Annotated in this window: 28 protein-coding genes; 14 read left to right on the top strand and 14 right to left on the bottom strand. The window is 68.9% G+C overall.

The features are described 5' to 3' along the window. Nucleotides 1-6 precede the first annotated feature (6 nt). Complete coding sequence (locus tag B0F77_RS35765; protein WP_086667463.1) at nt 7-1,491, bottom strand: PucR family transcriptional regulator; 1,485 nt, start codon at nt 1,489-1,491, stop codon at nt 7-9. A gap of 93 nt (nt 1,492-1,584) precedes the next feature. Here B0F77_RS35765 and B0F77_RS35760 point away from each other — a divergent pair, with 93 nt between their 5' ends. Then, nucleotides 1,585-1,899, top strand: coding sequence for a DUF3099 domain-containing protein (locus B0F77_RS35760; RefSeq protein WP_086667462.1), 315 nt, complete (start codon nt 1,585-1,587; stop codon nt 1,897-1,899). A gap of 237 nt (nt 1,900-2,136) precedes the next feature. On the opposite strand, the gene B0F77_RS35755 is transcribed toward B0F77_RS35760, so the two are convergent. Both B0F77_RS35755 and B0F77_RS35750 read right to left on the bottom strand, forming a co-directional pair. Next, complete coding sequence (locus tag B0F77_RS35755) at nt 2,137-3,015, bottom strand: carbohydrate kinase family protein (RefSeq protein WP_086667461.1); 879 nt, start codon at nt 3,013-3,015, stop codon at nt 2,137-2,139. Continuing rightward, complete coding sequence (locus B0F77_RS35750; protein ID WP_086667460.1) at nt 3,012-3,902, bottom strand: pseudouridine-5'-phosphate glycosidase; 891 nt, start codon at nt 3,900-3,902, stop codon at nt 3,012-3,014. The genes B0F77_RS35755 and B0F77_RS35750 overlap by 4 nt, the downstream gene beginning before the upstream one ends. A gap of 31 nt (nt 3,903-3,933) precedes the next feature. Here B0F77_RS35750 and B0F77_RS35745 point away from each other — a divergent pair, with 31 nt between their 5' ends. Further along, entirely contained in the window at nt 3,934-4,182 is a 249-nt protein-coding gene (locus tag B0F77_RS35745; protein WP_086667459.1) for a DUF3039 domain-containing protein, read from the top strand. Between the two features lie 54 nt (nt 4,183-4,236). Here B0F77_RS35745 and B0F77_RS35740 read toward each other — a convergent pair whose 3' ends face one another. Continuing rightward, entirely contained in the window at nt 4,237-5,325 is a 1,089-nt protein-coding gene (locus tag B0F77_RS35740; protein ID WP_245849079.1) for a YihY/virulence factor BrkB family protein, read from the bottom strand. Nucleotides 5,326-5,481: 156 nt separating this feature from the next. Between B0F77_RS35740 and B0F77_RS35735 the strand changes: the two genes are divergently transcribed. Beyond that, nucleotides 5,482-7,167 carry a DEAD/DEAH box helicase gene (locus tag B0F77_RS35735; protein WP_242642750.1) on the top strand — a complete coding sequence of 562 codons (1,686 nt, stop codon included), beginning with the start codon at nt 5,482-5,484 and terminating at the stop codon, nt 7,165-7,167. Nucleotides 7,168-7,183: 16 nt separating this feature from the next. Here the strand turns inward: B0F77_RS35735 and B0F77_RS35730 are convergent, their stop codons facing one another. Then, complete coding sequence (locus B0F77_RS35730; protein ID WP_086667456.1) at nt 7,184-7,987, bottom strand: class I SAM-dependent methyltransferase; 804 nt, start codon at nt 7,985-7,987, stop codon at nt 7,184-7,186. Between the two features lie 50 nt (nt 7,988-8,037). On the opposite strand from B0F77_RS35730, the gene B0F77_RS35725 reads away from it, so the two are divergent. From B0F77_RS35725 to B0F77_RS35705, 5 genes are all read left to right on the top strand, one after another. Beyond that, nucleotides 8,038-8,634: a TetR/AcrR family transcriptional regulator gene (locus tag B0F77_RS35725; RefSeq protein WP_086667455.1), complete on the top strand. Its 597-nt coding sequence runs from the start codon at nt 8,038-8,040 to the stop codon at nt 8,632-8,634. 130 nt (nt 8,635-8,764) lie between these two features. Then, entirely contained in the window at nt 8,765-9,889 is a 1,125-nt protein-coding gene (locus B0F77_RS35720; protein ID WP_086667454.1) for a sugar ABC transporter substrate-binding protein, read from the top strand. A gap of 73 nt (nt 9,890-9,962) precedes the next feature. Further along, entirely contained in the window at nt 9,963-10,736 is a 774-nt protein-coding gene (locus B0F77_RS35715) for an ATP-binding cassette domain-containing protein (protein WP_086667453.1), read from the top strand. A 20-nt stretch (nt 10,737-10,756) separates the two neighbouring features. Further along, entirely contained in the window at nt 10,757-12,184 is a 1,428-nt protein-coding gene (locus B0F77_RS35710; protein WP_086667481.1) for a sugar ABC transporter permease, read from the top strand. Nucleotides 12,185-12,188: 4 nt separating this feature from the next. Continuing rightward, a complete protein-coding gene (locus tag B0F77_RS35705; RefSeq protein ID WP_086667452.1) occupies nt 12,189-13,343 on the top strand; it encodes an ROK family transcriptional regulator in 1,155 nt (384 codons plus the stop codon). A 73-nt stretch (nt 13,344-13,416) separates the two neighbouring features. On the opposite strand, the gene B0F77_RS35700 is transcribed toward B0F77_RS35705, so the two are convergent. The 5 genes from B0F77_RS35700 to ppgK all read right to left on the bottom strand — a co-directional run bounded on the left by B0F77_RS35700 (nt 13,417) and on the right by ppgK (nt 17,421). Continuing rightward, nucleotides 13,417-13,596, bottom strand: coding sequence for a DUF7455 domain-containing protein (locus B0F77_RS35700; RefSeq protein ID WP_231642793.1), 180 nt, complete (start codon nt 13,594-13,596; stop codon nt 13,417-13,419). A gap of 406 nt (nt 13,597-14,002) precedes the next feature. Then, nucleotides 14,003-14,545, bottom strand: a complete 543-nt coding sequence (locus B0F77_RS35695) for a helix-turn-helix domain-containing protein (RefSeq protein WP_158102917.1) — start codon at nt 14,543-14,545, stop codon at nt 14,003-14,005. Further along, complete coding sequence (locus tag B0F77_RS47350) at nt 14,497-14,796, bottom strand: nucleotidyltransferase family protein (RefSeq protein WP_281252582.1); 300 nt, start codon at nt 14,794-14,796, stop codon at nt 14,497-14,499. Before B0F77_RS47350 ends, B0F77_RS35695 begins: the two co-directional genes overlap by 49 nt. Nucleotides 14,797-15,091: 295 nt before the next feature. Beyond that, nucleotides 15,092-16,420, bottom strand: a complete 1,329-nt coding sequence (locus B0F77_RS35690; RefSeq protein WP_086667450.1) for an RNA polymerase sigma factor — start codon at nt 16,418-16,420, stop codon at nt 15,092-15,094. 239 nt (nt 16,421-16,659) lie between these two features. Next, a complete protein-coding gene (ppgK, locus tag B0F77_RS35685; protein ID WP_086667449.1) occupies nt 16,660-17,421 on the bottom strand; it encodes a polyphosphate--glucose phosphotransferase in 762 nt (253 codons plus the stop codon). A 116-nt stretch (nt 17,422-17,537) separates the two neighbouring features. Between ppgK and B0F77_RS35680 the strand changes: the two genes are divergently transcribed. Continuing rightward, entirely contained in the window at nt 17,538-18,344 is an 807-nt protein-coding gene (locus B0F77_RS35680) for an inositol monophosphatase family protein (protein ID WP_086667448.1), read from the top strand. A 108-nt stretch (nt 18,345-18,452) separates the two neighbouring features. On the opposite strand, the gene cei is transcribed toward B0F77_RS35680, so the two are convergent. Continuing rightward, entirely contained in the window at nt 18,453-19,184 is a 732-nt protein-coding gene (gene cei / locus B0F77_RS35675; protein WP_086667447.1) for an envelope integrity protein Cei, read from the bottom strand. A gap of 422 nt (nt 19,185-19,606) precedes the next feature. Between cei and B0F77_RS35670 the strand changes: the two genes are divergently transcribed. After that, complete coding sequence (locus B0F77_RS35670) at nt 19,607-19,906, top strand: DUF4193 domain-containing protein (RefSeq protein WP_086667480.1); 300 nt, start codon at nt 19,607-19,609, stop codon at nt 19,904-19,906. 98 nt (nt 19,907-20,004) lie between these two features. On the opposite strand, the gene B0F77_RS35665 is transcribed toward B0F77_RS35670, so the two are convergent. Next, complete coding sequence (locus tag B0F77_RS35665) at nt 20,005-20,466, bottom strand: DUF3093 domain-containing protein (RefSeq protein ID WP_245849077.1); 462 nt, start codon at nt 20,464-20,466, stop codon at nt 20,005-20,007. A gap of 24 nt (nt 20,467-20,490) precedes the next feature. On the opposite strand from B0F77_RS35665, the gene dut reads away from it, so the two are divergent. Both dut and B0F77_RS35655 read left to right on the top strand, forming a co-directional pair. After that, nucleotides 20,491-20,964, top strand: a complete 474-nt coding sequence (gene dut, locus B0F77_RS35660; RefSeq protein WP_086667445.1) for a dUTP diphosphatase — start codon at nt 20,491-20,493, stop codon at nt 20,962-20,964. Nucleotides 20,965-20,968: 4 nt separating this feature from the next. Beyond that, nucleotides 20,969-21,583: a DUF3710 domain-containing protein gene (locus B0F77_RS35655; RefSeq protein WP_086667444.1), complete on the top strand. Its 615-nt coding sequence runs from the start codon at nt 20,969-20,971 to the stop codon at nt 21,581-21,583. On the opposite strand, the gene B0F77_RS35650 is transcribed toward B0F77_RS35655, so the two are convergent. Next, nucleotides 21,584-22,249, bottom strand: coding sequence for an alpha/beta fold hydrolase (locus tag B0F77_RS35650; RefSeq protein WP_086667443.1), 666 nt, complete (start codon nt 22,247-22,249; stop codon nt 21,584-21,586). It abuts the gene before it with no gap. 69 nt (nt 22,250-22,318) lie between these two features. On the opposite strand from B0F77_RS35650, the gene B0F77_RS35645 reads away from it, so the two are divergent. Together B0F77_RS35645 and B0F77_RS35640 are read left to right on the top strand one after the other, a co-directional pair. Continuing rightward, entirely contained in the window at nt 22,319-22,699 is a 381-nt protein-coding gene (locus B0F77_RS35645; RefSeq protein ID WP_030474780.1) for an OB-fold nucleic acid binding domain-containing protein, read from the top strand. After that, nucleotides 22,696-23,460 carry a DUF3159 domain-containing protein gene (locus tag B0F77_RS35640; RefSeq protein WP_086667442.1) on the top strand — a complete coding sequence of 255 codons (765 nt, stop codon included), beginning with the start codon at nt 22,696-22,698 and terminating at the stop codon, nt 23,458-23,460. Before B0F77_RS35645 ends, B0F77_RS35640 begins: the two co-directional genes overlap by 4 nt. An 80-nt stretch (nt 23,461-23,540) precedes the next feature. On the opposite strand, the gene B0F77_RS35635 is transcribed toward B0F77_RS35640, so the two are convergent. Beyond that, entirely contained in the window at nt 23,541-24,455 is a 915-nt protein-coding gene (locus B0F77_RS35635) for a P-loop nucleotide/nucleoside kinase family protein (protein ID WP_158102916.1), read from the bottom strand. Nucleotides 24,456-24,622: the final 167 nt, after the last annotated feature.

Genomic DNA, 24,622 nt, shown 5'->3' with positions numbered 1-24,622 from the left:
CGTGGTTCACCGCGTGATCTGGAGGGCGATGGCCATCGCGAGCCGTTGGTCGGGATCGTCGAGGGGGAGCGGTGTCACCTCGGCCATCTTCTGCATGCGGTACCGCAACGTGTTCGGGTGCACGCTGAGCTCCCGTGCCGCCGTCCGCACGTCGCCCTGAGCGGCGAGCCACGCCCTCAACGTCGTCGCGTACTGCGTGCCGTATTCAGCGTCGTACCGCAATATATTGGATATCGGTCCACGCGTGGGGAGACGTCCAGCCTCGGCGACGGCCGCGAGCCGGTGCAGCAGGACCCGTGCCCAGGCATCGTCGTATACAACCGGTGCACCGGTTGAGAGTGCGAGGCATTCATCGGCTTCTTGCCGCGAGGTGGGCAGCTGCGTCGCCTCGGCCGGACCTCCGATGCCGGCCAGCACGGTGGCCTCGGCAGGCAGTTCGCGGACCAGCGAACGCACCCAGGCGACGGCGTCGTCGGCGGCGGGGATGACGGTGTAGAGGACGTTGCCGAACAGCGCGCTACGCCCAGGCCGCGACCAGCCGAAGCCCGCGGTGGCCCGTTGGAACGCGAGCACCGCCGCGCCGTGCTCACCCTCACCGGCGTGGGCCTGCACGGCGATCACCCGCAGGTCGGCCGATGGCAGACCGAGGCGCGCCACGTCGGCGGACTCCGGGTGTTCGAGCAGCCTGATCACCAGATCCGCTTCAACCTGGCGTTCCAGATCCGTCGACGCCCGCGACCGCAACAGGTGCAACGCCGCCGTGCGCGCGCCGTCGACCAACGCGGCCGAACGCGCGGCGTCGACCGGCCCGGTCACCTCGACCCAGACCGACCCGAGCAGCTCACGCCCGGCGCGCACGGCGGCGACGAGGCGGTTGCCCAGCTGCGGGGTCAGCTTGGGGACGAAGATCGGCTCGTCGGACGACGCGAGGTGCGTGAACACCCCGAACTCGTCGAGTGCCCGCCGAGCCTCCTCCGGAACGCGCCGGCCGAGGATGGTCTGCACGCGCACCGGGTCGACGTCCTCCTGCCGGTAGGAGTACGCGAGCACACGGGACTGCTGGTCCTCGATCGTGACAGGGCCGCCCACCACACCCGCGATGACGTCGGCGAGGCCGAACAGGTCTCCGGTGCGCGTGCCGCCGTTGACCAGGGTCTGCGTGACGTTCGCAAGCTGGCTCCACGGCACAGACGGATCCACGAGCAACACGGCCGCGCCAGACTTCTTCGCGGCGGCGACCACACGTTCGTCGAGCGGCGGTTTGCCGTGCAGCACAACCGCTGAAGCCACAGTCGAGGACACGAGACGCACGGCCGCGGCGACCGAAGGTGTGCCGAGCCCCAGGAGCACATCACCCGCGGTCGCCGGCACGTTTTCCGCCGGATCGTGCAGGGCAACCCCACGGAGTTCGACGTCACGGCCCTTCGGCGCGCACGCCAGATGAGTGCCCAGACTGCCGAGCACGTCCACGAGGCGATCAAGGGCGACCACTCGCGGATGTTAACCGCCGACCGGGTGTCCCGGTCGTCACTCGGACGTGGGACTATGGAGCATGTAGCCAGAAAGAGTTAAGAGGGTGGTGTCGTGAGCAGTCCTGACCGGAACGACACCCCGGTGTTGATCACCGAGGCGGCGCCGTCCTACGAGGAACAGCACGCCGCCCGGCGCAAGAAATACGCGATCATGATGAGTCTGCGCTTCCCGTGCCTCATCCTGGCGGCCCTGTTCGCTCACACCTGGTGGCTCGCGCTCTTCTTCATCGTGCTGTCGGTGCCGCTGCCGTGGATGGCTGTGCTGATCGCGAACGACAGGCCGCCGCGCAAGACCGAGAAGGTCAACCGGCACGAGGTCGAGCGCCGCGCGATCGCGCCCAAGAGCACCACCATCATCGACGGCTGACTCGCCGCCGAATCCCGCCGCTGAAACCCATCAGCGAAGTCCTGAAGCCCGGCCGTGGCCGAACGCTGCCCGACCCTTAGCAACGAGTCTTTTGCGGACGAAGTCCAAAGAGTCATTGCTAAGGGCCTGGTCGGTCAGCCTTTGCAATGAGTCTTTTGACTTCGTCCGCAAACGTTTTTTGCATCAGGGGTTGGCGGGGAACTGATATATGGGAACTGATATATCGGTGAGCCGGGCCTAGCGGGGTGGCTGGGCACCGACGACGCTGACCGCGCGGGAGCCTGCCCGGACGCCGCCGAGCAGGGCGTCGTGCTTGGAGGCGCCGGCAAGCCAGGCGGCGAGGAAACCGGCGTCGAAGGCGTCGCCCGCTCCGGTCGAGTCGACGCACTCAGTGGCTTCAGCGGGGACCGAGATCAGCTCGTCGGCGTCCACCCACGACGCACCGTCCGGGCCCGTTGTCACCACGACGGCGCCGACGTGGGTCAGCAGGTTCTTGGCGGCAACGGGGTCGGCGGACCCGGTCAGGGCGAGGAGCTCGTCGGCGTTCGGCATGAGGATGTCGACGCCGCGCACGTCTTCCAGGAAGGCCTCTGAGGAGTGGATCAGCACTGCCGCCTGCGGGTCCACCGACGTCGTCCAGCCGGCGGACCGCGCTGCCCGCAGAGCGGCCAGGCCGGCGGGGCGGGACGTGGCGTCGAGCAGGACGTAGCCCGACAGGTGCAGGTGGCCGTGCGGGGCGGCGAGCAAGCCTGAGTCGAGGTCGGCGGGGGAGAAGCGGGCGTTCGCGCCGCGGTCGGGCAGCATCGAACGTTGGCCGCTCTCGTCGACGAGCACGACCACGCAGCAGGTGGCCAGGTCCGGGTCGACGGCGAAGGCGCACTGGACGCCCGCGGAGGTCAGTTCGGCGTGGACCTGGCGGCCGGCCGAGTCGGCGCCGACGCGGGCCACCAGGACAGGCGACGCACCGCACGCGGCCAGCCACACGGCCGTGTTCGCGCCCGCGCCGCCTGGCTCGATGGTCACCTTCGCGCGCACATCACCGCCGTGGGCGATGGGGCCGGAGTGGCGGGCGACGACGTCCAGGCCGGCGTCGCCCACGACCACTACAGGCCTCACTGGAACAGCTCGACGGCGACGGCCGCGGCGACGGAGGCGTTGCTGACGACGAGTTCCTCGTTCGCGTCGAGGCTCACGCCGGCGCTCGCGGTGTGGAAGTGCTCCAGCAGGACGGGCGAGACGTCCTTGCCGCGCACGTTCTCGTCGACCAGCTTCTGCAGGCCCTCGGCCAGCAGGCGGTCGTGCAGGGCGGCGTCCATCTCGAAGTCGGCGGGGATCGGGTTCGCCAGCAGCATGCCGCGCCCGCCCTCGGCGAACACGGCGGCGGCCTCGGCGGCGTTCTCGACGCGCCACGGCACCTCGAACTCGGACTCGCGGCGGTAGAAGGCGGGGAAGCGCGAGGTGCGGTAGCCGACGACCGGGACCGAGCGGGTCTCCAGCACCTCCAGGGTCGCGCCCATGTCCAGGATCGACTTCACGCCCGAGCAGACGATCAGCACCGGGGTCGTGGCCACCACGTCGAGGTCGGCCGACACGTCCCACGTCTCGCGCGCGCCGCGGTGGACGCCGCCGAGACCGCCGGTCGCGAAGACGCGGATGCCGGCCTGGTGCGCCAGCGCCGTGGTCGAGGCCACGGTCGTCGCGCCGCTGCGACCGAGCGCGTAGGCCGCGCCGAGGTCGCGCAGCGAGAGCTTCGCGAGGTCGCCCGCGTTGCACACGCGGTCGAGCTGGGAAGAGGAAAGGCCGATGTGCGGTACGCCGTCGAGCACGGCGATCGTCGCGGGGACGGCACCGGCCTCCCGGACGACCTTCTCCAGGCGCGCGGCCACGGCGAGATTGCGCGGTGCGGGCAACCCGTGGGACAGGATGGTGCTCTCAAGAGCGACGACGGGCCGGTTCTCGGCCAATGCGGTGGCTACTTCGTCGGCGATGTGCAGCGTGGTCACGAGGGGACATCATCCCAGGTACTCTGGGCGGGTGAGCACCCAGACTCTCCCCGAGGTCGACGTACGGCCGGAAGGCACCGACCACACCGGGGACGACACCCCGAAGATGTTCCACTACGTGCGCAAGGCGAAGATCGCCGAGAGCGCCGTCATGGGAACGCACGTGGTCGCGCTGTGCGGCGAGGTCTTCCCGGTCACGCGGTCGCCGAAGCCCGGTTCGCCGGTGTGCCCGGACTGCAAGAAGATCTACGAGGGCCTGCCCAAGGGCGGCGGCGAGTAAAGCCGGTTCTTCCAGAACTCCGCGAGCTTCGACGAGCAGCGGGGGTGGCTTCGGCTACCCCCGCTGTTTTTCTTGCTCGGGTGAGGTCCGCGGCTCCTGGATCTTCAGCGGGGCCGTCAGCTGGGTGTCGGCGGGTGACGGCGCCGAGTAGCTGTCGTCGCTGGTCTCCGGCTGGGACTCGGCGCTCTCGGAACGGATGCGCGACGCCGCGCGCTCCATCTCCAGTCGCCGCCAGCGCCGGCGCTGGCGGCGGGTCATCCTGGCTGGCCACTCGTCCTGGATGGCGCTGTTGAAGTACGCGCCGATCGTGATCGCCAGGCCGATGAAGAACACGAACAGCAGGAACGCGATCGGGGTGGCCAGCGCGCCGTAGGTGTAGCCGGTCGTGGTGATCCACTGGATGTACAGCCGCAGGCCGATGGACGACAGGATGAACACGGCCATCGCGAGGACCGCTCCGGGCAGCACGCGGTGGTACGGCAGCCTTCGCGGCAGCGCGACCTTGTAGAGCAGCGACAGCGACAACACCAGCAACAACGCGACGCCGGGGTAGTAGAACCGGCCGACCCACGTCTCGATGTAGGGCTGCCAGGACGTCGGGAAGAACTGCGGCAGGATGTCCGGGCCCAGCGCCAGCACCGGCAGACCGATCACCAGCGCCACCAGCGACACCATGTACAGCAGCAGGGCGAAGATGCGTTGCCACAACTCGTTGCGCACGCCGTACTGGCCGTGGGCGACCGTGATCGCGTCGACGAACGACGACATGGCGGACGAACCCGCCCACAGCGAGATCAGGAAGCCGATGGAGACGATCTCGCCCTTGCCGGTCGTGAGGATCTCCGCGACCGTGGGCTGGATCACGCCGTTGACGACGTCCGCGCTGAAGATCGTCCGGGTGAACCCGATGATCTTCTCCTGGACCGCGGACACCACTTCGGAGCCGAACCAGTCGCCGAGATAACCCATGGCGCCCAGCACTCCGAGCAGCAGCGGGGGGAACGACAGCGTCTGCCAGAACGCCGCCTCGGCGGCTTCTGAGAAGATGTTGCCTTCCCACGCCTTCGACAGCGTGCGCGCGAGTAGACGCAGCGGCCCCTTGCGGCCGGACCTGCGTGCGTCGTTGTCGGTAGGCGCACCCATCGCACTGACAAGCATGGTGCATGGGGCCACGTTTCGCGGCATTGACGCCCGGAACAGGTAGGCTCTCGTTGCCCTCGGCCACGGTCTGCCTGAGGGCACAACTATGTCTGACCTGCACAAATGAGGAGAAACACGTCTGTGACAGCGACAGCAGCAATGCGACCGCTGCGGGCCTGGCAGCGCCGCGCGCTGACCAAGTACCTCGCCGCCAAGCCGCAGGACTTCCTCGCCGTCGCGACGCCGGGCGCGGGCAAGACGACCTTCGGGCTGCGGGTGGCCGCCGAACTGCTGGCCGACCGGACGATCGAGGCCGTCACGATCGTCACGCCCACCGAGCACCTCAAGCACCAGTGGGCGAAGGCCGCCGCCGAGCAGGGCATCCACATCGACTCGAACTTCCGCAACACCAACGCGATGACCTCCCGCGACTACCACGGCGTGGCCGTGACGTACGCGCAGGTCGCCGCCCATCCGACGCTGCACAGGGTGCGCACGGAGAACCGCAAGACGCTGGTGCTGCTCGACGAGGTGCACCACGGCGGCGACGCCAAGTCGTGGGGTGACGCGATCCGTGAGGCGTTCACGCCCGCCACCCGCCGCCTCTGCCTCACCGGCACGCCGTTCCGCTCGGACGACTCGCCGATCCCGTTCGTGCAGTACGAGGAGAGCAACGGCGGCTTCAAAACCTCGAAGGCGGATCACACCTACGGGTACTCCGACGCGTTGCGCGACGGCGTCGTCCGGCCCGTGCTGTTCCTGGCGTACTCGGGTGAGGCGTCGTGGCGGACCAGCGCGGGCGAGGAGTACACCGCACGCCTGGGCGAACCGCTGACCCAGGAACAGACCGCGCGGGCGTGGCGCACGGCGCTGGACCCGGCCGGCGACTGGATGGCGTCCGTGCTGCGCGCCGCCGACCAGAGGCTCACCCAGAAGCGGGAGAACGGCCTGCCGGACGCGGGTGGCCTGGTGATCGCCACCGACCAGACCGTGGCGAAGGCCTACGCGCAGGTGCTGCAGCGCGTCACGGGCCAGATCCCCACGCTCGTCCTCTCCGACGACCCGAAGGCGTCCGGCAAGATCGCGGAGTTCTCCGCGACGAACGAGCGCTGGATGATCGCGGTCCGCATGGTGTCCGAGGGCGTCGACGTGCCGCGGCTCGCGGTCGGCGTGTACGCCACGTCGTCGTCGACCCCGTTGTTCTTCGCCCAGGCCGTCGGGCGGTTCGTGCGCAACCGGAAGCCCGGCGAGACCGCCACCGTGTTCCTGCCGTCGGTGCCGGTGCTGCTGCAGCTCGCGTCCGAACTGGAGGCCGAGCGCGACCACGTCCTGGGCAAGCCGCACCGCGAGAAGGACGGCTGGGACGACGAGCTCATGGCCGCGGCCAACCAGGCCAAGGACGAACCCGGCGAGGACGAACGCGCCTTCACCGCCCTGGGCACCACGGCCGAGCTCGACCAGGTGATCTTCGACGGCTCGTCGTTCGGTGCCCCGACCCACGCGGGCTCCGAGGAGGAGCAGGAGTACCTCGGCCTGCCCGGCCTCCTCGAACCCGACCAGGTGCGCACCCTGTTGCTGCAGCGCCAGGAAGAGCAGATGGCCTCCGCGGCCAAGCGCCCCAAGCCCGAGGTCGCCGTGCGGGAGGCCAGGCCGGTCGGTGTGCAGGAGCGCCTCACGTCACTGCGCAAGGAGCTCAACACCCTCGTCGCGATGCACCACCACCGCACGAAGAAGCCGCACGGCAAGATTCACAACCAGCTGCGTGAGTACTGCGGTGGCCCGCCCACGGCGATGGCCACCATCGAGCAGCTCGAAGAACGGATCGCGACCCTGCGGTCCTGGTGAGCCGATATCCGATATATCAGTTACGGGTGACCGCGACCGCGAGCGTCTCGTAGTTCGACGTGAAGCTGCCGCCGGCCGCGTCGACGGCGTCGGTGGCGCAGTTCAGCACCTCGGTGACCTGCTCGCTGGTGAGCAGGGCCATCGGGCTCATGGTGAGGATCAGGTCGCAGTACTCGGCGGCTGTGTAGTCGTGGTCCCAGGTCGCGTTCCACTGGGCGGGGGCGGAGAACTCGCCGGTGCCGACGAACACCTCGGCGGTCCGGGCGCATCCCGCCCGATAGAACTCGATCGACTCCGCACGGGTGTGGCCGACTCGGATCGGCGCGTCCGGCGCCACCCTCCCGAAGACGTCGGCGAGGGCGGCCGAGATCGGGTCCGGCGTCGAGAACACGTGCCACAGCGCGACGAACACGCCGCCCGGCCGCAGCACCTGGGCCACCTTGCGCGGTCCGGCCTCGGGGTCGACCCAGTGCCACGACTGCCCGGCGACGACGGCGTCGTACTCCCGTCCGGCCGCCTCCCAGGCCTCGAACTTCGACACTTCCACCGGCACGCCCGTCGCGCGGGCGAAGTCGGCCATGAGCTCGTCGTGCTCGACGCCGAGAACGTCGAGTCCGGCGGCCTTCAGCTGGCGGGACAGCGTGCCGGTGCCGCAGCCGACGTCGACGACGCGCGGGCCCGGGCTCGCCTCGACGATGCGCTGGACCAGCGCGTCGGGGTAAGGCGGACGAGTGCGGTCGTAGCGGGCGGCCTCCGCGCCGAAGGAACCCGCGAGCTTCTCGCCGAGGCGCTTGGCGGTCTCATCATCTAAAGTGGGCATGCGCCCACCATAGTGGGCAAGCGCCCACTCGTGGCAAGGAGAATTTCGGCGTGCCTACTGGTGTGCACTTGCGCGACGTGCGCGAACAGCTGTTCGGCGCTGCGGATCGCCTCCTGCTCGAAGGCGGGGCGAGTGCCCTCACCAGTCGTGCGGTGACGACCGAGGCGGGCGTTGCCAAGGGTGTCCTGCACCGGCATTTCGACGACTTCGACGCGTTCCTCGCGGAGTTCGTGCTGGACCGCGTCGACAAGATGGACGCGCGGGCGAAGGCGCTTCTCGAAGCGGCGGGCACCGGCACCGTCGTCGGCAACCTCGCCGAAGCGATCACCGCCGTCTTCGAGTCGGTCGCCGTCGCGATCGTCGCCCTCGTGACGTTCCGGGACGACCTGCGCAGACGGTTGCGCGAGACCTGGCCCGCCGGCGTGCCGGTGCTGACCGAGGCCGCGATCATGATCCAGAACTACCTGGAGAAGGAGCGCGACCTGGGGCGCGTCGGTGCTCTCGACGTCGAGGGCGTCGCACCGATGCTCATCGGCACCGGGCATCTGCTCTTCGCCGATCGCGAGTCCAGGCCGTCTGCGGACGCGGTGCGCCGAATGGTCGCAAGCGTGGTAGCGCCGTGGTTACGCTCTCACAACTCTGAGTGACCAAATGACGCCAGGGTTACCGCATCGTTGCGACTTAATCGATCCAGTGTGGTTCCGGTCACGCATATGTCGGGCATACGTTGTGCGCCACAACATTCTCTGTGACACAGCGCAGTGAAAGGGATGGCGGATGCGCAGCAAGACTCTCGCTTCCATCGCTGTTACCGCGGGCCTCGCCCTGGCGGTCTCGGCGTGCGGCGCCAACACGTCCTCCAACACCGGAGGAAGCACTGAATCGAACTCTGGCAGCGGCAATGGCGCGAAGGTCGGCGTGATCCTTCCTGAGACCGCCTCCTCCGCTCGCTGGGAGGGCTTCGACAAGCCGCTCCTCAAGGCCGCGCTGGAGAAGGAGGGGCTCGTCCCCGACATCCAGAACGCTCAGGGCGACGTCCAGAAGTTCAGCACCCTGGCCGACGGCATGATCAACGCCGGCGTCAAGGTCCTGATCATCGCCACGCCCAACAGCGAGGTCGGCGCCTCCGTCGCCAAGAAGGCACAGGCCCAGGGCATCCAGGTCATCGACTACGACCGCCTGAACACCGGCGGCTCCTCGTCCTACTACGTGTCGTTCGACAACGTGAAGGTCGGCGAGCTGCAGGGCCAGGGCTTCGCGGACGCGATGAAGGAGAAGCCGCAGGGCGCCAACGTCATCGAGATCGAGGGCGCGCCGACGGACAACAACGCGACGCTCTTCGCCCAGGGCCAGAAGAAGGTCCTGCAGCCGCTCTACGACTCCGGCAAGCTCAAGCTGGTCCAGTCCCAGCCGATCGACAACTGGGACAACCAGAAGGGTGGTCAGGTCTTCGAGCAGATCCTGACCAGCAACGCCGGCAAGGTCGACGGCGTCGTCGCCGCGAACGACGGCCTCGCCGGTGCCGTGATCACGGTGCTGAAGAAGGTCGGCCTGAACGGCAAGGTGCCGGTCACCGGTCAGGACGCCACCCCGGACGGTCTGCAGGCCGTGCTCCGCGGTGACCAGTACATGACCGTCTTCAAGCCCATCAAGGACGAGGCCGAGGCCGCCGCCAAGCTGGCCGCCGCTCTCGCCAAGGGTGACACCGCTGCCGCCGACGCTCTCGCGACCGGCAAGACGAAGGACGACAAGGGCAACCGCGACGTCAAGTCCGTCCTGCTGACGGCTCAGCTGATCACCAAGGACAAGGTCAAGTCCGTTGTGGACGCCGCCTTCGTCAAGGCCGCGGACATCTGTGTGGCCGACACCAAGGCTGCCTGCGACCAGCTCGGCATCAAGTAGGACCGCTTGCGTCAAGGCGGGGTGCGGACCTGCGCACCCCGCCTCGGCGCGTGGTAATCACGGAGGAACCCCAGTGAGCGAGCCGATTCTCGAGCTGCGCGGCATCAACAAGAGCTTCGGTCCCGTGCACGTCCTGCACGACATCGACCTCACCGTCAACCCCGGCGAGGTGACCGCACTCGTCGGCGACAACGGCGCGGGCAAGTCGACGCTGGTCAAGTGCATCGCGGGCATCCACCCGACCGATTCGGGCGAGGTCCTGTTCGAGGGCCAGCCAACCCACATCAAGGGCCCGCGCGACGCCGCGGAGCTCGGGATCGAGGTCGTCTACCAGGACCTCGCGCTGGCCGACAACCTCGACATCGTCCAGAACATGTTCCTCGGCCGCGAGCGCACCAAGGGTGGCCTGCTCGACGAGACCGACATGGAACAGGCGGCGCGCAAGACGCTGGCCTCGCTTTCGGTGCGCACGGTCAAGTCGGTCCGCACGCAGGTCGCGTCGCTGTCCGGTGGTCAACGCCAGACCGTGGCGATCGCCAAGGCCGTGCTGTGGAACAGCAAGGTCGTGCTGCTCGACGAGCCCACCGCCGCACTCGGCGTCGCCCAGACGCGGCAGGTGCTCGACCTGGTCCGCCGGCTCGCGGAGCAGGGCCTGGGGGTCGTCCTGATCAGCCACAACATGAACGACGTGTTCGAGGTCGCCGACAAGATCGCGTGCCTCTACCTCGGCCGCATGGCCGCCGTCGTGGGATCCAAGGACGTCACGCACGGCCAGGTGGTCGAGTTGATCACCGCCGGTCGTTCCGGTGACCTGGGCATCGCCCGCCCCGAGGCGGCGACGATCTGATGAGTTCCGAAGAGGCGAGCATGACCAAGACCACCGAGACGCCCGAGCAGGAAGCTCCGCAGGGCGCCATCTCCGACTTCGGCATCGACACGACGTCCCAGTCGACGGGCGAGGCCGTCCGCGACTACTGGGCCAGGGTGCGCGGCGGCGAGCTCGGCTCGTTGCCCGCGTTGCTCGGGCTCGTCGTGCTGCTCATCGTGTTCAGCTCCTTGGCCGACACGTTCTTCACGCTCGGCAACCTCGCCAACCTGCTCCAGCAGGGCGCCAGCATCACCATCATCGCGATGGGCCTGGTGTTCGTGCTGTTGCTGGGCGAGATCGACCTGTCCGCCGGTACCGCGTCCGGCGTGACGGCGTCGGTGATGGCGTTGCACCTGATCCACAACGGCAACCTGCTCGGCGGCATGGGCGACACGGTGTTCTACGTGTTCTGCGGCCTGCTGGTGCTCGCGATCGTGCTCTCGGCGCTGATGAAGGTCTGGGCGGGCACGGCGCTCTCGGCCGTCGCGCTGGTCATCGCCGCGGTCGGCATCCCGGCGAACGCCTGGCTGGAGATGCTGCTCGCGGTCTGCGTCGGCGCGGCCATCGGCTGCATCACCGGCTTCCTGGTCGCCAGGGTCGGCATCCCGTCGTTCGTCGTGACCCTCGCGCTGTTCCTCGTCTGGAACGGTGTGGTGCTGCAGTTCATCGGTCAGGGCGGCACGCTCGGCCTGCGTGACGACACGATCTTCAACGTCGCCAACGGAAACCTGAACTTCGTGGGCTCCTGGGCGCTGTTCGCCATCTCCGTCGGCGGTTACGCGGCGGTCGTGCTCACGCGGCACTTCTCCCGGCTGCGCAAGGGACTCGTGGCCCAGCCGACGTCGCTCGTGCTGGCCAAGATCGGCGCGCTCGCGTTGCTGGCCGCGGTCATCACCTACGCGCTCTCGATCAACCGGGCGCCGAGCAACCTCGTGGTGATCCAGGGCGTGCCGTACGTGGTGCCGCTGGTGCTCGTCCTGCTCGTGATCGGCACGTTCGTGCTCGACCGCACCAGCTACGGCCGGCACATCTACGCCGTCGGCGGCAACAAGGAAGCGGCGCGCCGCGCCGGTATCAACGTCGAGCGCATCCGGATGAGCGTGTTCGTGATCGCGTCCTCCGCGGCCGCGATCGGCGCGATCGTGTACTCGTCGAAGGTCGGCTCGGTCGACCCCAACGCCGGTGGCGGCAACACCCTGCTGCTGTCGGTCGGCGCAGCCGTCATCGGTGGTACGTCGCTGTTCGGTGGCAAGGGCCGGCTGCGCGACGCGGTCATCGGTGGCGCGGTGCTCGCGATCATCCAGAACGGCATGGGCCTGCTCAAGCAGCCCGCTGCCGTCGTGTTCATGGTGACCGGCCTGGTCCTGCTGCTCGCCGCGAGCGTCGACGCGTTGTCCCGCCGCCGGGCGGCCAACGTGGCTCGCTGACGAGGTGACTGGACCTACCTCCGGCACCCGTCCCGACGAGATCCGCAGGCACAACAGGACGGCGCTGCTGCGTCGCCTGCACGTCGACGGACCGTCCACCAGGGCGTCGCTCGCGGCTGAGCTCGGGCTCAACCGCAGCACGATCAAGGCCCTGGTGGACGGCCTCGCCGAAGCCGGTGTGGTCGCCGAACGCGTGCCCGCTCTGCGCAGCGGAGCGGGCCGCCCGTCGCTTCTGGTCCTGCCCCAGCCGCACGCCGCTGTCGTCGTGGCGATCGACGTGCGGGTGGAGCACGTGGCGATGGGGTTCGTCGGCCTCGGCGGGGAGATCCTCGGCCGGGACAGCTGGAACCTGCACCGGACGCGTGATCCGGGCGAGGTGATCACGCACATCGTCGAGTCGGCGCGCCTCATGGCAGAAGACCTCGACGTCACCGCGGTCGGGGTCGGCGTGTCCGTGCCCGGCGTCGTGCGGCGGGCCGACGGCCACGTGCACGAGGCGCCGAACCTGCACTGGACGGACGTGGCACTCGGCAAACGCCTGGAGGCGGTGCTGAAGCTGCCGGTCCAGGTCGGCAACGACGCGGAGCTCGGCGCGCTGGCCGAACACGTGCGCGGCGCGGCCCAGTCGTCGTCGGACATGGTCTACATCTCCGCGGACGTCGGTGTCGGCGGGGGAGTGATCCTGTCCGGGCAACCGTTGCGCGGCACCGGTGGCTACGTCGGCGAGCTGGGGCACATGGTGGTCAACCCGGCTGGCCGGCGCTGCTACTGCGGTTGTGACGGTTGCTGGGAGACCGAGGTCGGCGAACCGGCGCTGTGCCGGGCGCTGGGCCTGCCGGACGACGCCCCGCGCGGCGCCGTCGTCGCGACGCTGCGGGCGCTGGACGACCCGGCGGCGCTCACGGAGTTCGCCGGCTGGCTGGGACTGGGGCTCGCGAACATCGTCAACGTGCTCGGCCCGGAACTGGTCGTGCTGGGCGATCTCTACACGGCGCTGCCGGACTCCATCGTCGAAGCGGTGAGCTCCGCGGTGCAGCGGCGCAGCCTGGTGTCGCGCGCGGTCGGCGGGACCCAGGTCGTGACGTCACCGCTGGGCCGGGACGCGAAGCTGATCGGCGCGGCCGAGCTGGCGTTCGAGCCGGTCCTCGACACCATCTAGAAACGCTCCGGAAAAGCGAAGGGGGCGGAGATCCATCCGGATCTCCGCCCCGAGCGGCTAGGTGGGGTGGAAGTCAGCCCTGCTGAATCTCAGCAGCGAGTTCGCGCAACTTCTCACTGTGCGCGCGAGCGTGGTGCCCGCAGAACAGCAGCTCGCCCCCGGACGGGAGCAAGGCGCGAACCTGGGCAGCAGCCCCGCAGCGGTCGCAGCGGTCGGCAGCGGTCAACTCGGGGCGGGTGAGTGCTGCGGTCATGATGAATCTCCCTCCGTCCCAGCATCGGAACGAAGTGTTCCGGTGCCCTCTTACCAAGCTGCGACCACGGCGCCCCTGGCTTGGTGCGCGGTGCTCGCTGGCTCCACTCTGACAGACGTTCTCGCGATAGTCAGTGTTCCCGTGTGCGTGGCGACTCGCGTCACTATGCGATTTACCCGGCTGCAGCAGGATTACACATGTGTTCGCCACCGGTTCACCGTCTTGACAGGCACTCTGCGCAACCGGAAACCCGCTGGTGGAGCAACAAGTTAAGGCCGTTCGGTCGGTTGCGTGCGACCGGGAGTGTGATATCGGTTGCCCTTGTCCGCCCGCAGCGAACAGGTCACGAACGTCCCACGATTCGGACGCGGCACCGTGATCAACCTCCCGGCCGAACGCTTTTCGATCAGCTCGCGAGGGCCGCGCTGATCGCCCGTGCGGCGTGCCCCACCGCCTCCCTCAGAGCGGTGGCGCTGCGGCCGTTGTCGAGCACCGCGGAGACGGTGCCGATGACACTGCTGGACGGCGTGCGCACCGGAGCGCTGACGAACTCCATGCCCGCCGGCACCGTCGCCCCGGGACGCAACCGGGCCACGTCCTCGGCCCGCACGATGCTCGCCGCGGCGACGAGCACCCGGTCACGCCGTGGCACCGCGAGAATCGTCGACGTCCTGATCGTCGCGGACAACGCCCTGAGCGGCTGCCGGGCGACCCGCAGAATGCCGGGAGCCGGCTCCCACGCCTGCCCGAGCCGGAACATCTGCGCGCCGATGCGGTAGCGGCCGCGCACGTTCTCCACCGCGCCGAGCACCTCCATCTGGTCCAGAAGGCGGTGCACCGTCGTCTTCGGCATCTCGCAGCGGTCGGCGAGTTGCGTGAGCCCCAGCTCACCCTCGTCCATCAGCTTGTCGAGCAGCGAGAAAGCCCCTTCGAGTACTGACCTGCCCATGTTTCCTGCCCCCTCGTTCCGATGTCCGGAACTGTCCCTGTGCACCCCTCCGGCACAGCCACACACTGATGCTGTCGCGGATGCATAGGTGGCACATGAGTACATGGGTACTCATCTTTTGCATGCGTTCGATCACGCCTGGTCACGGCCAGGGGAGGGGGGTTGGGACGCACGACGAGGTCGAACACGTCGGCGAGGCCGTGCGGTGCGTACACGTGCCACCGGTCGTTGTCCTCGAGCTGGATGCCCACGCAGGGGACACCGATGGAGTCCTAGTACCAGAGGTGCACACGTGCCTCGTTGCGAATCTCGACGACCGACGACCGAGGGCAGTCTGGCGAAGGCCCGTTCACCGCCCTGGATCATCTCGTCTCGGCGTCCCAGTCGAGACCGCAGGACTTCGACCAGAACCTCGTTGCGGGAGAGGCAGGCGCGCAGGTCGTCGATCACGGCGCATGAAAACACACGTGGGAAAACACACGCGCTAAAACACAACAGCCCCGCACCGAACCGGTGCGGGGCTGTGTGCGTATGCCTGAGTGAGACCTAGTCGAGGTAGTCGCGCAGCACCTGCGAGCGCGACGGGTGACGCAGCTTCGACATCGTCTTGGACTCGATCTGGCGGATGCGCTCACGCGTGACGCCGTAGACCTGGCCGATCTCGTCCAGCGTGCGCGGCTGGCCGTCGGTGAGGCCGAACCGCAGCCGAACGACGCCCGCCTCGCGCTCGGACAGCGTCGCGAGCACGGACTGGAGCTGGTCCTGAAGCAGCGTGAACGAGACCGCGTCGACGGCGACGACTGCCTCGGAGTCCTCGATGAAGTCGCCGAGCTGGCTGTCGCCCTCGTCGCCGATCGTCTGGTCCAGCGAGATGGGTTCACGCGCGTACTGCTGGATCTCCAGCACCTTCTCGGGCGTGATGTCCATTTCCTTGGCGAGCTCTTCCGGGGTGGGCTCGCGGCCCAGGTCCTGGAGCAGCTCGCGCTGGATGCGACCCAGCTTGTTGATGACCTCGACCATGTGCACCGGGATGCGGATGGTGCGGGCCTGGTCGGCCATGGCGCGGGTGATCGCCTGCCGGATCCACCAGGTGGCGTACGTGGAGAACTTGTAGCCCTTGGTGTAGTCGAACTTCTCGACGGCGCGGATCAGACCCAGGTTGCCCTCCTGGATCAGGTCCAGGAACGCCATGCCGCGGCCGGTGTAGCGCTTGGCCAGCGACACGACGAGGCGGAGGTTCGCCTCGAGCAGGTGGTTCTTGGCACGCTCGCCGTCGCGGACGATCCAGCGGAGGTCGCGGCGCAGCTGCGGGGTGAGCTTCTCCTGCTCCTCCTCGGAACGGCGCACGCGCTCGGCGGCGTACAGGCCCGCCTCGATGCGCTTGGCGAGCTCGACCTCCTCCTCGGCGTTGAGGAGGGCGACCTTGCCGATCTGCTTGAGGTAGGCGCGGACGGAGTCGGCCGAGGCGGTGAGCTCCGCGTCCTTGCGCGCCTGGCGCAGGGCCTCGGACTCCTCCTCGTCCCAGACGAAGTCGCCCTCGTTCTTGGGGTCCTCCGCCTCCTCGGGCTCGTCCACGACGGGCTCGTCGACGATTTCGACGTCCTCGACCAAGTCCTCGGCGCCGGGAGCGCCTTCCATGTCGTCCGGCTCGTCGCCGTCGGCCTTCTTGGTCGTCGCGCCCTTGGCGGGAGCGGCCTTCGTGGCCGGCTTGCGCGCGCCCTTGGCGGCTGCGGCGGCGGGCTTCTTGGCCGCGGCCGTCGCGGTCGTCTTGCGCTTCGGCTTCTCCTCGGCCTCGCCGGCCGCGGTCGCCTTGCTCGTCTTGGCGGCGCTCGCGGCGGAGCTGGAGCGTCGGGATGCGATTTCTGCGGCTGCCACGTACGCCCTTTCGCGACGGTCGTTCAAGGCAAACCAGAGGGCGCGAAACCTCGGTCGCCAGAGTTCAGGGGATCTCCCCGCCGATCTTGCTTGGCGGGTGTGCGTTCCATTGTAACGACGTCGGTGACGCGGTGTTGCGCCCCGAGGTGGTTCGGGGCGCTCTCACCTGCGTTCTCGCAGCTAGATCGAGTAAGGCGAGTCGGACACGTTTCGGTGTCGAATGGTCGCGGTGTCCGTGCTCAGGGCCTGATGCCGTGCGCGGCCGCCCACGCGGCGCCGACGATGCCGGCGTCGTTCTTGAGCGCCGCCGCGACGACCTCGGTACGAACCTCGAGCAGCGGCAACCACTTCTGCGCCTTCTTGCTCACACCGCCGCCGGCGATGATCAGGTCGGGCCAGATGAGGTCCTCGAGCACGTTGATGTAGCGCGTCACCCGAGGCGTCCATTCCTCCCAGGACAGGCCCTTGTCCTCCTTCACCGAGGCGGCCGCGCGCTTCTCCGCGTCGTGCCCGTCGACCTGGAGGTGGCCGAACTCGGTGTTCGGGACGAGCTTGCCGTCGAGGAACACCGCGCTGCCGATGCCCGTGCCGAACGTCAGCAGCACCACGGTCCCGTCCTTGCCGACGCCCGCGCCGAACGACATCTCCGCGATGCCGGCCGCGTCCGCGTCGTTCATCACGACGATGTCCTCGGGCTTGCGCTTGAGGCGCTCGGCGAACAGCTTCTGCGCGTCGCAGTTGATCCAGCCCTTGTCCACGTTCGCGGCGCTGAGGGCCACACCGTGCTTGACCACGCACGGCAGCGTGACGCCGACCGGTCCGTCCCACTGGAACTTCTCGACGATCTCGGCGACGACCTCCGCGACCGCTTCCGGCGTCGAGGGCTGAGGCGTGGGGATGCGCAGGCGTTCGCCGTCCAGTGCTCCTGCTTCGAGGTCGACCAGGCCGCCCTTGACGCCGGAGCCGCCGATGTCCACACCGAACCCGCGGGTGATGCCCATTCCCCGTGGTCCTTCCTACTCGATCCTGCTGGCTTCGATTCAGTAACCGTGGTGCGCAGACATTAGCCTGACGTTGTCCGATAGTCCCGTGCTAGTGACGCAGGAGGGAACCGGTCGTGTTCGATCCCAGGCCACTCGTCGACATCGCGACGGCCATCGGACGGGAGGCGGGCGCACTTGTTCAGCGCATGCGTGCTTCCGCCGTCGTGTCGTTCGACACCAAGAGCACTTCAACCGACGTGGTGACGGCCGCGGACCGCGCCTCAGAACAACTCGTCCGGACGCGTCTGTCCGAGTTGCGCCCCGGTGAACCGGTCCTCGGTGAGGAGGAGGGCGGGCTCGACGGTGACGCGGTCGTCGAGGGACTGACGTGGGTCGTCGACCCGATCGACGGCACCGTCAACTACCTCTACGGCATTCCCTGGTACTCGGTGTCGATCGCGGCGCAACTCGACGGCGAGTCCGTCGCGGGCGCCGTGGTGGAGCCGGCGACCGGCCGCGTGTGGACCGCCGCGCGTGGCCACGGCGCCTTCCTGGACGGCGAGCCGTTGCACGTGTCCGCCACCACGGACCTGTCGCTGTCCCTGCTGGGGTACGGGTTCGCGTACCGGCCGGAGCGCCGTCAGCGTCAGGCCGACGCGTGGGCGCTGATGGCGACGCGCGTGCGCGACCTGCGGCGGGCGGGTGCCGCTTCGCTGGACCTCTGCTCGGTGGCTGCCGGCCGGCTCGACGCTTACGCCGAGCACGGGCTGGGCCGCTGGGACTGGGCGGCCGGCGGGCTGATCGCCGCCGAGGCCGGCGCCGTGGTGCGGTTGCCGGGGTCGTCGCCCGAACTGGGGGAGGACGCGACGTTCGCGGCGGCGCCGGGCATCGCCGACGCCATGTACGGCGCGCTCGTCGAGTCGGGGTTCGGCAAGGTCTGAATCAACGTCCACATTGACTGAATCAACATCGACGTTGATTCAGTCAATGTGGACGGGCGTCTGTCCTGTCAACGTTGAGAGCAGGTTGACGAGTTCGCGCGAGTGGCGTCAGCTGCAGGTGACGTCACGGGCGGCGGCCAGGTTGTCCGCGTTCAGGGTGGGCGGAGCGGCCGCGGCGACCTGGCCGCCCTGCTGCTCCGGCTGCTGCTCGGCCCACTCCTTGAGCTGGTCGAGCACCTTGCGGGCGTCGGCGTTCGGCTTGACCTCGTCGAACTTCTTGCCGACGGCGATGTCGACGGTCGCGTCCTGGCGGTCGTCTCGCACGAGTTCCAGGCAGGGCTCCAGCAGCGACAACGTCCTGGCCGCCTGCGAGCCGGGCGCGCCGAAGCGGATCTGACCGCGGCAGTTCATGTCGCCGGCGGGGTAGATCAGGTCGTTGCCGGGGTCGGCGGCCTGCTTCAGGCCCAGGTCGGCGAACTGCGTCGCCACGGTCTTGGCGTGGTTGCGCTGCGTCGAGGCGTTGACGACCTTGAAGTTGACCTCGCCGACCGGCACCGGGTTCGTGCGGTCGAGCGCGTCGTGTTCGAGCACGGTGCCCAGGGCGGGCGGTGGCGCGGTCGGCGTGCCGGCCGGGTTCGCCACCGCGTCGGCCGCGGCGGTCTCCGACGGCTGGACGTGACCGGGCGGGTTGCACTTGATGGCGGCGTCCACGTCGCCGGCGTTGCCGAGCACCTTCACCCACACGAACACGGAACTGACCAACAGCACCGCGAACAGGACGAGCGCGGGTACGGGCCGACGCCGCTTGTAGGGCGTCAAACTTCCCGATGCGGGTCCCACGTCCGAAGCCCTCCCCGTGTTCCGTCCCCTGTGATCAGCCTAGGCCTTGCCTGGCTGTCGCGCGCCCCGACGGGCGTGACCCAAAGCACCGGCCTGATTGCTCACAGTCAGGACGGTACCGGCCCGGCGCCAGGTTGCACGCCAGGGTTCACGTGCTCCCGCTCAGGGTATCGGTCCAGCGTAGAAAGGTTGTGTCACCCGTCCGGTCGGTAAGGGGTAACCCGATGTCGAGTCACTCGGGCAATGAGCTACCCTCTGCGCGCTCCGCACACATGTGGATCAAGCCGACGGTCACGTCAAGGGGGTTGGCTTGACACTCGGGTGTGAGAGACCTACGTCACCTTGACGTGGGGCACAAAAGAGGTCGCTGGAGCGTTAACCAGCGACACGAACAGTCTCCGTATACCGCAGGGGTGAAGAAGATGGCGACCGACTACGACGCGCCGCGTCGCAGCGAGGCGGACGAACTCGCTGAGGACTCCCTCGAGGAGTTGAAGGCCCGGCGGAACGAGACGCAGTCCGGCGTCGTCGACGTCGACGAGGACGCGAGCGCGGAGAACTTCGAGCTGCCCGGCGCCGATCTGTCCGGCGAGGAGCTCACGTTCAAGGTCCTGCCCAAGCAGGCCGACGAGTTCACGTGCTCGAAGTGCTTCCTGGTGCACCACCGCAGCAGGCTTGCCGAGGACAACGGCGGTGTGTACATCTGCCGCGACTGCGCCTGATTCAGAGGGCCTGATTTTCGGGCCTGACCACGTCCGCCGAGAAAACTGGGCGCTCACCCGCACGGGTGGCGCCCAGTTGTGTTTTCCGGCCGTCCGGCTCAGGACTTGATCGCGGCGGCGAGCTCTTCCGGGTGCCGCGTGCTGATGATCCAGTAGGGCGTCGGGTCCTCGGGGTCGGTCACGCGCACCCGCACGAGCGGCTTGACCCAGCCCCGGTGCACGACGTACGCCGCCGGGTCGAGGTGCGGGCCCATGGTCTTGCGCCGGTCCTGCTGGGCGATGATCTCGACCTCGCCCAGCAGCGCGAGGGGGATGTGGGCCTCGCCGGCGCGCAGCTCGCCGTCGGCCACCTCGACCTTGGTGGACCCCATCCGCACGATCAGCACGATCGTCAGCGGCAGCAGGATCACGTACGGCAGCCAGGACCGCACACCGGGGAAGCCCATGTGCACCTCGGCGGCCAGCAGCCCGGCCGCCAGCAGCGGCAGCGGCCAGATCCACCACGTCACGTACAGGCGTTCGCGGAAGGTCGTAGTGGCGGTCACGGCAGTCTCACTCACGTCGTCAGGGTAATCTCGGCCGCCGTGTCCAGCGTCGAGGTGTTGCTGACCCGGCTCGATCCGGGGGTTCCCGTGCCCGCCTACGCCCGTCCCGGCGACGCGGGCGCCGATCTGGTCACCACGTCGGACGTGGTCATTCCACCAGGCGAGCGCGCCGTGGTCGGCACCGGTGTCGCGATCGCGCTCCCGGCGGGGTTCGCCGGGTTCGTGCATCCCCGTTCCGGACTGGCCGCGCGGGTCGGGCTGAGCGTGGTCAACACGCCCGGCACGATCGACTCCGGCTACCGCGGTGAGATTCGCGTTTGCCTCGTGAACCATGATCTCCGTGAGCCGATCGTGCTGTCGCGCGGTGACCGGATCGCGCAGCTCGTCGTGCAACGCGTCGAGCACGCGGTGTTCCGGGAGGTCACCGAGTTGCCGGAAACGGAGCGCGGTGCGGGAGGCTATGGCTCGACCGGCGGGCACGTGGTGCTCGCCCGGATGAAGGCGGAGGGGTAGGGGCATGTTCGGAAGGCGCCGCAAGCGCGGTCGTCACGCCACCGGAGCGGTCGAGACCGGCCCGGAGCTCGAAGAGGAGTTCGAGGACGTCGACGGTCCGTGGGACTCGACGGTGGCGCCCCGGGACGACGTGGACCGGCTCGACCTGGGCTCGGTGCTGCTGCCGATGCCGGCGGAGGCCCAGCTGCAGGTCGAGATGGACCAGCAGAGCGGTTCCGTGCGCGCGGTGCACGTCCTCACGTCCGTCGGGCAGCTGACGGTCAGCGCGTTCGCCGCGCCGAAGTCCGGCGGCCTCTGGCGGGAGGTCGGCGCCGAGCTGATCGAGGGCCTCAAGGAGGACGGCGCTCGCATCAACCGCGAGAACGGCGAGTGGGGCGAGGAGATCACCGCGCGCAACCAGGGCGTGCAGATCCTCTTCGTCGGCGTCGACGGGCCGCGCTGGATGCTGCGCGGTGTCGCCGCCGGTCCCGAGGAGCACTTCGCGCAGAACTCCGCGGCGCTGCGGGAGATGCTGCGCGGCACCGTGGTCGTGCGCGGTGAGCAGCCGATGCCGCCCCGCACCCCGCTGCCGGTCGAACTGCCGGAAGCGATCGCCCGGCACATCCAGCAGCAGGGCTGATCACCTCTCCTGGCGCGCTTCTCGCCACGCCTGCACCGCACGCCCCAGCGCGTGCGGGTAGGCGTTGAGCGTCGTTGTCGTCAGCACGGCGCGTGGGATCGCTTCCGCCCACTGTTCAGCGATTTCGATCGGGTGCACCGGGTCGTCGGTGCACCCGACGATCCCCGTGGGCACGTTGAGGCTCTTCAGCTCGTCGAGGGTGGGTGCCGGCGACGTGGCGGCTTCTTCGAGGTGCGGCACGAGCTGGTCCCCGTAAGCACGCCAGGCCCTGGTCAGCTCGTCGCGCAGCCAGCCGGTGGTGCCTTCGAGAGCCGTGTCGAGGCCGTGGTTCATGACGATCTCCGCGCTGGCCCGCGCGGCCAGTGCCGCGGGTGCGTCGCCGGGGTCGCCGGTCCACGCGGGCAGCGCGAGGATCAGTCCTGCGCACCTGCCCGGATTGCGGGCCGCCCACCTCGCCGCGACGTGCGCGCCGAGTGAGACGCCACCCACCACGATCGGGTGGCTTGCCGAGGCATTTTCGAGGGCTGTCAACCGTTCACTGAGTGTGCGAACGCGTGGAGCGGTGAGAACGGCGCCGACCTGCGACAACGGTGCGGCGAACACGGAACGGACAAAAACCTCGTCAGAGGCGGTTCCGGGCAGGAGGAGGACGGTCTCGACAGGCACACCCGAGATTGTCGGCCCTCGTGCGTACCCTCACTCTCAGACGGTCCACACCACGGGGCCACTTGAGCAATGCAGGAGTCGGGGATGAGCGGCTATTGGCGCCGCTTGGTGCGTCGCTTGACCAGTGACGTCACCGAGCTCGACGCGGACGACCTCTCGCGAAAAGCGGAGGCCGTCGGCGCGGTGAAGGCCTGCGACTGCAAGTCCGGTGAGGAGGTCACCGTCCTCGGCAGGCTGCGCAGCGTGGAGCTCTGCCCCCGGGACGCGGCCGCCACCCTGGAAGCGGAGCTCTACGACGGCACCGAGGGCGTGACCCTCGTCTGGCTCGGCCGCCGTCGCATCGCGGGCATCGAACCTGGTCGGACGATCAAGGCTCGTGGCCGCATCGCCGTGCGCGACGGGCGCAAGGTGCTCTACAACCCCTATTACGAGTTGCAGAACGCTTCATGACCTCAGCTGAGACCGAAGAAAAGCAGCCCACCGTCCTCGAGCAGATGGGCGGCGTGAGCGGAATGCTCTACTCGTCGCTGCCCGTCGTCGTCTTCGTCATCGTCAACTTCGCCACCAAGAACCTGATGGCCGCGATCATCAGCGCGCTCGCCGCCGCCGTCGTGATCGGCGTGGTCCTGGCGGTCCGCAAGGGCACCATCCAACCCGCCATCTCCGCCGTGTTCGGCGTGGGCATCGCGGCGTTCATCGCCTACAAGACGGGCGAGGCCAAGGGCTTCTTCCTCTTCGGCATCTGGCAGAGCGTCGTCTACGGCGGCGCCTTCCTGCTCTCGATCATCCTGCGCTGGCCCCTGGCCGGCGTGATCTGGACGTTCCTCAACGGCCGCGACCGCTCCTGGCGCTCCGACAAGGCCACGGTCCGCGACTACGACATCGCGACCTTCGTCTGGGCCCTGGTCTTCTTCGCCCGCTTCGTGGTGCAGCGCTGGCTCTACGAGGAGGACCAGGTCGGCTGGCTGGCCGTGGCCCGCCTCGGCATGGGCTACCCGCTGATGGCCGTCGCACTGGTCGCCACGGTCTGGGCGGTCCGCCGGGCCGACAAGCGCCTGAAGGAGGCCGAGGACGCCCGCGAGGCCGAGGCCGAACTCCGGGCGACCGAGGAAGAGGTCCTGGCCCGCACGGCCGACGACCTCCTCACCCCGGACATGTCCGAGCTCGAGCGCGTGGTGGAGAAGGAGTCGCGCGACAAGTCCCGCGACTGACCGCTCTGGTGTTTCCGCGGCCGGCGCCCCTTCCGGGAGGCGCCGGCCGCGTCTTTCTGTTGTGCAAGCGCCGGATGCCCTCAGGCGGTGATGTGCCGGATGACCGCGGCGAGGGCCAGCTCGCGTGGTTGAACGGTGTCCACTGAGAGCGCCTCCCCGTGCCAGGAGGGAAAGTTCGCCAGTCGCTGCTGCACGTTGGACCAGTCGCCGGCGTCGTGCCAGCCGGGGATTCCGCGGCTGCGGCCTTCGAGCCTGCTCCGGTGGACTTCCGGGTCGGAGCACTGACACACGACCACACGGAACTCCGCACCGGTCCGGCGCGCCAGGCTCCGCCAGCGATCTCTGGTCGCCACCTGTTCGGTGGGATGGTCGAGGATGACGGACTGCCCGGCGAGGAGTTGCCGCAGCGCGAGCGTGGTCAGCATCTCTTCGGCGATCTCCAGTGGAGCCTCGAAATGGCGGCCGCCGAACGGGGTCAGCGCGCCGAGCAGCCAGTCGGTGGCGAAGACGGGGATGCCCAGCTCGGCGCCCGCTGCCTCGGCCAGGGTGCTCTTCCCGCTGCCGGGCAACCCGGAGAACACGACCAGCCGAGCGTTCGTGGCGTTCGTGGCGACGGAAGGCAGGTCGTGGTCCGTGAAATCGGCCGGCAACCTCGGCGTCAGATCAGTGGGTACCAGTCCAGCAACCCACGTGGCGGCGATTCGATGCGGCCGTGCGCTCTCGACGACGCAGGAAACGACGTCGACGGTGCCGTCGTGGCGACGGATCCGCGCCTGCGCGGTGGTCTCGCTGACATCGAGACCGACCACGACGACCGGCGCGTAGTCGGCCGCGCGACCGCGGGTGACCTCGACGTACCTCTCGGGCGTGACGACGGTGGTGAACGCGGCCGCGAGCACGTCGGACGCGTCAGCTCCCCAGCCGGGCTTCCCATCCAGGCCGTCGAGAATCCATTCCAGCCGCGCCAGGGCGGGACTGGCCTCGACATGCCGCACTGTTCCCCCTGGCGAGGTGGTTGAGGCGAGTCGATCAAGCCTAGCGAGCTGGGTGGTATATCGGATATCGGCTGGTAGCCGACGTGCGATATCCAGTACATCGGATACTGGCGCGTCTGAACGGTATCCGATATGTCGGATGCTGATATATCGGATACGGCGCGGGC

It is taken from the genome of Lentzea kentuckyensis, from assembly GCF_002150765.1.
GTDB lineage: Bacteria > Actinomycetota > Actinomycetes > Mycobacteriales > Pseudonocardiaceae > Lentzea > Lentzea kentuckyensis.
Note: the sequence above shows the minus strand (reverse complement) of the source record. Positions and strands in the feature narration are given on the sequence as shown.

What these genes read in the sequence shown, in the direction of transcription:
- B0F77_RS35740 (WP_245849079.1), bottom strand. Translation starts at nt 5,325, where the DNA reads ATGGGTGCGCCTACCGACAACGACGCACGCAGGTCCGGCCGCAAGGGG.
- B0F77_RS35710 (WP_086667481.1), top strand. Translation starts at nt 10,757, where the DNA reads ATGACCAAGACCACCGAGACGCCCGAGCAGGAAGCTCCGCAGGGCGCC.
- B0F77_RS35700 (WP_231642793.1), bottom strand. Translation starts at nt 13,596, where the DNA reads ATGACCGCAGCACTCACCCGCCCCGAGTTGACCGCTGCCGACCGCTGC.
- B0F77_RS35730 (WP_086667456.1), bottom strand. Translation starts at nt 7,987, where the DNA reads ATGCCCACTTTAGATGATGAGACCGCCAAGCGCCTCGGCGAGAAGCTC.
- B0F77_RS35735 (WP_242642750.1), top strand. Translation starts at nt 5,482, where the DNA reads ATGCGACCGCTGCGGGCCTGGCAGCGCCGCGCGCTGACCAAGTACCTC.
- ppgK (WP_086667449.1), bottom strand. Translation starts at nt 17,421, where the DNA reads ATGGGCATCACCCGCGGGTTCGGTGTGGACATCGGCGGCTCCGGCGTC.
- B0F77_RS35670 (WP_086667480.1), top strand. Translation starts at nt 19,607, where the DNA reads ATGGCGACCGACTACGACGCGCCGCGTCGCAGCGAGGCGGACGAACTC.
- B0F77_RS35695 (WP_158102917.1), bottom strand. Translation starts at nt 14,545, where the DNA reads ATGGGCAGGTCAGTACTCGAAGGGGCTTTCTCGCTGCTCGACAAGCTG.
- B0F77_RS35640 (WP_086667442.1), top strand. Translation starts at nt 22,696, where the DNA reads ATGACCTCAGCTGAGACCGAAGAAAAGCAGCCCACCGTCCTCGAGCAG.
- B0F77_RS35655 (WP_086667444.1), top strand. Translation starts at nt 20,969, where the DNA reads ATGTTCGGAAGGCGCCGCAAGCGCGGTCGTCACGCCACCGGAGCGGTC.
- B0F77_RS35645 (WP_030474780.1), top strand. Translation starts at nt 22,319, where the DNA reads ATGCAGGAGTCGGGGATGAGCGGCTATTGGCGCCGCTTGGTGCGTCGC.
- B0F77_RS35720 (WP_086667454.1), top strand. Translation starts at nt 8,765, where the DNA reads ATGCGCAGCAAGACTCTCGCTTCCATCGCTGTTACCGCGGGCCTCGCC.